The following is a 7,187-nucleotide window of genomic DNA, read 5'->3' as shown; positions in this document are numbered from 1 at the left end:
CCTACGGGTTTGTGGTGTGGCGTGATCAAGCCCCCAACGTCAACCCATTCGCCGGCAACGGCAAAGCGGTTTTATAACGCACCTGCTTGAGCGCAAAACTCGAGCGGATGTTCGCCACTCCCGGGACCTTGGTCAGAAAGTCCATCATGAAGCGCTCCAGCGACTGAATGGTCGGCACCAGCACACGGATCAAATAGTCCGGGTCGCCAGCCATCAAATAGCACTCCATCACTTCCGGGCGATCCGAGATCGCCTCTTCGAAATGCTGCAATGCCTCCTCCACCTGTTTTTCCAGGCTGACGTGGATGAACACGTTGACGTGCAAACCCAACAGATCCGCATCCAGAAGGGTCACTTGCTCGCGAATCAGCCCCAATTCCTCCATCGCCTTGACCCGGTTGAAGCACGGTGTTGGCGAGAGGTTGACCGAGCGAGCCAGGTCAGCATTGGTGATCCGCGCGTTCTCCTGAAGGCTGTTGAGAATGCCGATATCGGTACGGTCCAGTTTGCGCATGAGACAAAACCACCTGTTTTTTATGTTTATGCAGATTTTTTATCTGCAAATGATCTTGAGCGCAATGAAACAGAGAGAAATATTCTTCTTGGCCGGGCCTATGATTGTTGTAGGACAAGATTTCTTCCACAGAACGAAATCTGTCAGCTCACTACAAGAAATTCACAAGATCGAGCGTAGAAGCCATGACCCAAGCGTACGAACCGCTTCGCCTGCACGTACCCGAACCCTCGGGCCGTCCCGGCTGTAAAACCGACTTCTCCTACCTGCACCTGACCGATGCCGGCACGGTGCGCAAACCCCCAGTTGACGTTGAACCGTCCGACACCGCCGACCTGGCCAAGGGCCTGATCCGCGTGCTCGACGATCAGGGCAATGCTCTGGGTCCATGGGCTGAAAACGTGCCGGTCGAGATCCTGCGCAAAGGCATGCGCGCCATGCTCAAGACGCGGATCTACGACAACCGCATGGTGGTCGCCCAGCGCCAGAAGAAGATGTCGTTCTACATGCAGAGCCTCGGCGAGGAAGCCATCGGCAGCGCCCAGGCCCTGGCCCTGAACATCGACGACATGTGCTTCCCGACCTACCGCCAGCAAAGCATCCTGATGGCCCGCGAAGTACCGCTGGTGGACCTGATCTGCCAACTGCTGTCCAACGAGCGCGATCCGCTCAAGGGACGCCAGTTGCCGATCATGTACTCGGTGAAAGACGCCGGTTTCTTCACCATTTCCGGCAACCTCGCCACACAATTTGTCCAGGCCGTCGGCTGGGCCATGGCCTCGGCAATCAAAGGCGACACCAAAATCGCCTCGGCGTGGATTGGCGACGGCGCCACCGCTGAATCAGACTTCCACACTGCCCTGACCTTCGCCCACGTGTACCGCGCACCGGTGATCCTCAACGTGGTCAACAACCAGTGGGCGATCTCGACCTTCCAGGCAATTGCCGGTGGCGAAGCAACCACCTTCGCCGGTCGTGGCGTCGGTTGCGGCATTGCCTCCCTTCGGGTTGATGGCAACGATTTCTACGCGGTCTATGCCGCTTCTGCCTGGGCCGCCGAACGCGCCCGCCGCAACCTGGGTCCGACCATGATCGAATGGGTCACCTACCGCGCGGGTCCGCACTCGACTTCCGATGACCCGTCCAAATACCGTCCTGCCGACGACTGGAGCCACTTCCCGTTGGGCGACCCGATCGCGCGCCTCAAGCAGCACCTGATCAAGGTCGGCCAGTGGTCCGAAGAGGAACACACCGCCGTCAGCGCCGAACTGGAAGCTGAAGTGATCGCCGCGCAGAAAGAAGCTGAAAAATTCGGCACCCTCGCCGGTGGCCAGATTCCAAGCGCCGCGACCATGTTCGAAGACGTCTACAAAGAGATGCCGGAGCACTTGAAGCGCCAGCGTCAAGAGCTGGGGATCTGACATGAACGATCACAACAACAATATTCAGTTGGACACCGCCATGACCACGACCACCATGACCATGATCCAGGCCCTGCGCTCGGCCATGGATGTGATGCTTGAGCGTGACGACAACGTCGTGGTCTTCGGCCAGGACGTCGGCTACTTCGGCGGCGTGTTCCGCTGCACCGAAGGGCTGCAAGCCAAGTACGGCACCTCGCGGGTGTTCGACGCGCCGATCTCTGAAAGCGGTATCGTCGGCACCGCCGTGGGCATGGGCGCCTACGGTCTGCGCCCGGTGGTGGAAATCCAGTTCGCCGACTACGTGTACCCGGCCTACGACCAGATCATTTCCGAAGCTGCGCGCCTGCGTTATCGCTCGGCGGGTGAATTCACCGCGCCGATGACCCTGCGCATGCCCTGCGGCGGCGGCATCTACGGCGGCCAGACCCACAGCCAGAGCATCGAGGCGCTCTTCACTCAGGTATGCGGTCTGCGCACCGTCATGCCGTCCAACCCCTACGACGCCAAAGGCCTGTTGATCGCCTCCATCGAAAACGATGACCCGGTGATCTTCCTGGAGCCTAAACGGCTGTACAACGGCCCTTTCGACGGCCACCACGAGCGCCCGGTTACCCCATGGTCGAAACACCCCGCTGCACAGGTTCCGGACGGTTACTACACCGTACCGCTGGACGTTGCCGCGATCGCCCGTCCGGGCAAGGACGTGACCATCCTGACCTACGGCACCACCGTTTACGTGTCGCAAGTCGCCGCTGAAGAAAGCGGTATCGATGCCGAAGTCATCGACCTGCGCAGCCTGTGGCCACTGGACCTGGAAACCATCACCAAATCGGTGAAGAAAACCGGACGTTGCGTGATCGTTCACGAAGCCACCCGCACTTGCGGCTTCGGCGCCGAACTGACGGCGCTGGTGCAAGAGCACTGCTTCCACTACCTGGAAGCGCCGATCGAACGCGTCACCGGATGGGACACCCCCTACCCGCACGCGCAAGAGTGGGCGTATTTCCCAGGGCCGTCCCGAGTGGGCGCGGCGTTGAAACGGGTCATGGAGGTCTGAATGGGCACGCACGTTATTAAAATGCCGGACATTGGTGAAGGCATTGCAGAAGTTGAATTGTCGGTATGGCACGTCAAGGTCGGCGACATGGTTGTCGAGGATCAGGTGCTGGCCGATGTCATGACCGACAAAGCGATGGTCGACATTCCATCGCCGGTGCATGGCAAAGTCATCGCCCTCGGCGGACAGCCGGGCGAAGTCATGGCGGTTGGCAGTGTGCTGATCAGCATTGAAGTCGAAGGCGCGGGCAACGTTAAAGAATCGGCTCAGCCGGCGGTTGCTGTTAAAGAAGCACCGGTTGCAGCGCCTGAAGTTGAACCTGTCGTGCAAAGCAAACCAGTCGCTGCCGCAGCACCACGCCCGGCCGTGTGCCAAGGCCCGATGGTTGCCCGCGAAGCCGATGAGCGTCCGCTGGCCTCCCCGGCTGTGCGCAAGCATGCGCTGGACCTCGGCATTCAGTTGCGCCTGGTACGTGGCACAGGCCCGGCCGGTCGTGTATTGCACGAAGACCTTGATGCCTATCTGGCCCAGGGTCAGTCGAACGCCTCGGCACCTGTCGCCGCCGCGTACGCCCAGCGTAACGACGAAGAACAGATCCCGGTAATCGGCATGCGCCGCAAGATCGCCCAGCGCATGCAGGACGCTACCCAGCGCGCCGCCCACTTCAGCTACGTCGAAGAAATCGATGTGACGGCGGTGGAAGAACTGCGCGCCCACCTGAACGAAAAACACGGCGCGACTCGCGGCAAGTTGACCTTGCTGCCATTCCTGGTTCGCGCCCTGGTCGTTGCCCTGCGTGACTTCCCGCAGATCAACGCCCGTTACGACGACGAAGCCCAGGTCATCACCCGCCTCGGCGCGGTGCATGTCGGCATCGCCACCCAGGCGGATATCGGTTTGATGGTGCCGGTGGTGCGTCACGCCGAAGCCCGCAGCTTGTGGGACAGCGCTCAGGAAATCTCCCGTTTGGCCACCGCTGCCCGTAACGGCAAGGCCAGCCGCGATGAGTTGTCCGGCTCGTCTATCACCTTGACCAGCCTCGGCGCGTTGGGCGGCATCGTCAGCACGCCAGTGCTGAATCTGCCGGAAGTGGCGATTGTTGGCGTGAACAAAATCGTCGAACGCCCGATGGTCGTCAAAGGCCAGATCGTGATTCGCAAGATGATGAACCTCTCCAGCTCCTTCGATCACCGCGTGGTCGACGGCATGGACGCGGCGCAATTCATCCAGGCCGTCCGTGGCCTGCTCGAACAACCCGCCACCTTGTTTGTGGACTGATTTTTGTTGGAGAGCAGCATGCAAACTCTGAACACCACATTGCTGATCATCGGCGGCGGTCCCGGCGGTTACGTAACGGCCATCCGTGCCGGGCAACTGGGCATTGCGACCATTCTGGTGGAAGGCCAGTCGTTGGGCGGCACCTGCCTGAACATCGGCTGCATTCCGTCCAAGGCACTGATTCACGTCGCTGAGCAGTTCCACCAGACGCAGCACCACAGCCAGCACTCGGCGTTGGGCATCAGCGTGTCGGCGCCAACCCTCGATATCAGCAAGAGCGTCGAGTGGAAGGATGGCATCGTTGATCGCCTGACCACCGGCGTTGCGGCGTTGCTGAAAAAGAACAAGGTCCAGGTCATTCAAGGCTGGGCCAAGGTAGTCGATGGCAAAACCGTCGACGTTGGCGACACGCGCATCCAGTGCGAGCACCTGGTGCTGGCCACCGGGTCGAAAAGCGTGAATTTGCCAATGTTGCCGATTGGCGGACCGATCATCTCCTCTACCGAAGCGCTGGCGCCGACTTCCGTGCCAAAACGACTGATCGTGGTGGGGGGTGGTTACATTGGTCTGGAGCTGGGTATTGCCTATCGCAAACTCGGCGCAGATGTCAGCGTGGTCGAGGCTCAGGAGCGCATCCTTCCTGCCTACGACGCCGAACTGACCCAGCCCGTGCACGACGAACTGAAAAAACTCGGCGTGAAGCTTTACTTGAAACACAGCGTGCAAGGCTTTGATTCTGCTAACAATACCTTGCAGGTTTTGGAGCCAGGTGGCGAGACCCTGAACCTGGAAACCGATCAGGTCCTGGTGGCCGTTGGTCGTAAACCAAACACCCTGGGCTGGAACCTCGAGGCGCTGAATCTGGACATGAACGGTTCGTCGATCAAGATCGACAACCGCTGCCAGACCAGCATGCGCAACGTCTACGCCATCGGTGACCTGAGTGGCGAACCGATGCTCGCGCATCGGGCCATGGCCCAAGGTGAAATGGTCGCCGAGCTGATCAGCGGCAAGTCCCGCGAATTCAACCCGACCGCCATTGCCGCGGTGTGCTTCACCGATCCGGAACTGGTGGTGGTCGGCCAGACTCCAGACGAAGCCAAGGCTGCCGGGCTGGACTGCATCGTCTCCAGCTTCCCGTTCGCCGCCAATGGTCGGGCGATGACCCTGGAATCGAAAAGCGGCTTCGTACGCGTAGTCGCTCGTCGGGATAATCATGTGATTGTCGGCTGGCAGGCGGTCGGTGTCGGGGTGTCAGAGCTGTCCACGGCGTTCGCGCAAAGCCTGGAGATGGGCGCGCGGCTGGAAGACATTGGCGGCACCATCCATGCGCATCCGACGCTCGGCGAGGCTGTGCAGGAAGCGGCACTGCGGGCATTGGGCCACGCGTTGCACCTGTAAATACGATCAACTGTGGCGAGGGAGCTTGCTCCCGCTGGGCTGCGAAGCGGCCCCAAACCCTGCCGCCACCGTGCATTTGCTGCACCGCGGTGTCTGGTTTTACCAGTGCTGCGCACTGGAGCGGGAGCAAGCTCCCTCGCCACAGGATTTAGAACAATGAAGAATCGGCGGTAAATAGCCGATAGTCCGGGCTGCGAAATCGGCCCGGAATGAAGTATTGTTGTGCCCATCCGGAAAAACGTCAGAAGCCTTGAACCGTTTCGGCGGTTGTTAAGTGATAGAGGGTGTCATGGGTAACGAAAGCATCAATTGGGACAAGCTGGGTTTTGACTACATCAAGACCGACAAGCGCTATCTGTCGTACTGGCGTAATGGTGAGTGGGACAAAGGCACCCTGACCGAAGACAACGTGCTGCACATCAGCGAAGGCTCCACTGCCCTTCACTATGGCCAGCAATGCTTCGAAGGCCTGAAAGCCTATCGTTGCAAGGACGGCTCGATCAACCTGTTCCGCCCGGACCAGAACGCCGCGCGCATGCAACGCAGCTGCGCCCGCCTGCTGATGCCACACGTGTCCACCGAGCAGTTCATCGAAGCGTGCAAGGAAGTGGTTCGCGCCAACGAGCGCTTCATCCCGCCATACGGCACCGGCGGCGCGCTGTACCTGCGTCCGTTCGTGATCGGCGTGGGTGACAACATCGGCGTGCGTACCGCCCCTGAATTCATCTTCTCGGTTTTTGCGATCCCGGTCGGCGCCTACTTTAAAGGCGGCCTGACCCCGCACAACTTCCTGATCTCCAGCTATGACCGCGCCGCCCCTCAAGGCACCGGTGCAGCCAAGGTCGGTGGCAACTACGCCGCCAGCCTGATGCCAGGCTCCCAGGCCAAGAAGGCGCACTTCGCCGACTGCATCTACCTGGACCCGTTGACCCACAAGAAGATCGAGGAAGTCGGTTCGGCCAACTTCTTCGGGATCACCCACGACAACAAGTTCGTGACCCCGAATTCGCCGTCGGTACTGCCGGGCATCACCCGTCTGTCGCTGATCGAGCTGGCAAAAACCCGTCTGGGCCTGGAAGTGATCGAAGGTGACGTGTTCATCGACAAGCTGTCGGACTTCAAAGAAGCCGGCGCCTGCGGCACTGCCGCGGTGATCACGCCAATCGGCGGCATCAACTACAACGATCACCTGCACGTGTTCCATAGCGAAACCGAAGTCGGCCCGATCACCCAGAAGCTCTATAAAGAGCTGACCGGCGTGCAAACCGGCGACATCGAAGCCCCGGCAGGCTGGATCGTCAAGGTTTGACCTGACGCCCTACCCGCTTAAAGAAATCGCCGCTCTCGATCTTCGACAGCGGCGATTTTTTTGCCTGTCATTCAGGTTTATTGAGCTGAGTTGCCACACTCAGACAAGCTTGTAAGCTGCTGTGCCACTTCAACTTTAGTAACTCGACCGGGCCAGTCAAAAAGACCCAAAGAAGTCTTTATGACCACATTAATATCTAGTCAA

The 7,187-nt window shown here is 59.9% G+C and carries 6 protein-coding genes; 5 read left to right on the top strand and 1 reads right to left on the bottom strand.

Annotated features, from left to right (window positions below; genetic code table 11):
* Window positions 1-25 precede the first annotated feature (25 nt).
* Window positions 26-514: a Bkd operon transcriptional regulator BkdR gene (gene bkdR, locus KGB21_RS28035; RefSeq protein ID WP_025111414.1), complete on the bottom strand. Its 489-nt coding sequence runs from the start codon at window positions 512-514 to the stop codon at window positions 26-28.
* A 185-nt stretch (window positions 515-699) separates the two neighbouring features.
* Between bkdR and KGB21_RS28030 the strand changes: the two genes are divergently transcribed.
* From KGB21_RS28030 to KGB21_RS28010, 5 genes are all read left to right on the top strand, one after another.
* Complete coding sequence (locus tag KGB21_RS28030) at window positions 700-1,935, top strand: 3-methyl-2-oxobutanoate dehydrogenase (2-methylpropanoyl-transferring) subunit alpha (RefSeq protein WP_034148870.1); 1,236 nt, start codon at window positions 700-702, stop codon at window positions 1,933-1,935.
* 1 nt (window position 1,936) lies between these two features.
* A complete protein-coding gene (locus KGB21_RS28025) occupies window positions 1,937-2,995 on the top strand; it encodes an alpha-ketoacid dehydrogenase subunit beta (RefSeq protein ID WP_034148871.1) in 1,059 nt (352 codons plus the stop codon).
* The gene (locus KGB21_RS28020) at window positions 2,996-4,273 is read left to right on the top strand and encodes a dihydrolipoamide acetyltransferase family protein (protein WP_223507391.1); all 1,278 of its coding nucleotides are present in this window, start codon (window positions 2,996-2,998) and stop codon (window positions 4,271-4,273) included. It abuts the gene before it with no gap.
* Window positions 4,274-4,291: 18 nt separating this feature from the next.
* Window positions 4,292-5,674: a dihydrolipoyl dehydrogenase gene (gene lpdA / locus KGB21_RS28015; RefSeq protein ID WP_223507390.1), complete on the top strand. Its 1,383-nt coding sequence runs from the start codon at window positions 4,292-4,294 to the stop codon at window positions 5,672-5,674.
* Between the two features lie 289 nt (window positions 5,675-5,963).
* Window positions 5,964-6,983 (top strand): branched-chain amino acid aminotransferase, encoded by a 1,020-nt coding sequence (locus KGB21_RS28010; protein WP_034148874.1) that lies wholly within the window; start codon window positions 5,964-5,966, stop codon window positions 6,981-6,983.
* Window positions 6,984-7,187: the final 204 nt, after the last annotated feature.

The sequence above is a fragment of the Pseudomonas sp. GL-RE-29 genome (assembly GCF_019947275.1).
Taxonomy (GTDB): domain Bacteria; phylum Pseudomonadota; class Gammaproteobacteria; order Pseudomonadales; family Pseudomonadaceae; genus Aquipseudomonas; species Aquipseudomonas fluorescens_A.
This window is presented reverse-complemented; position numbering and strand designations above follow the sequence as displayed.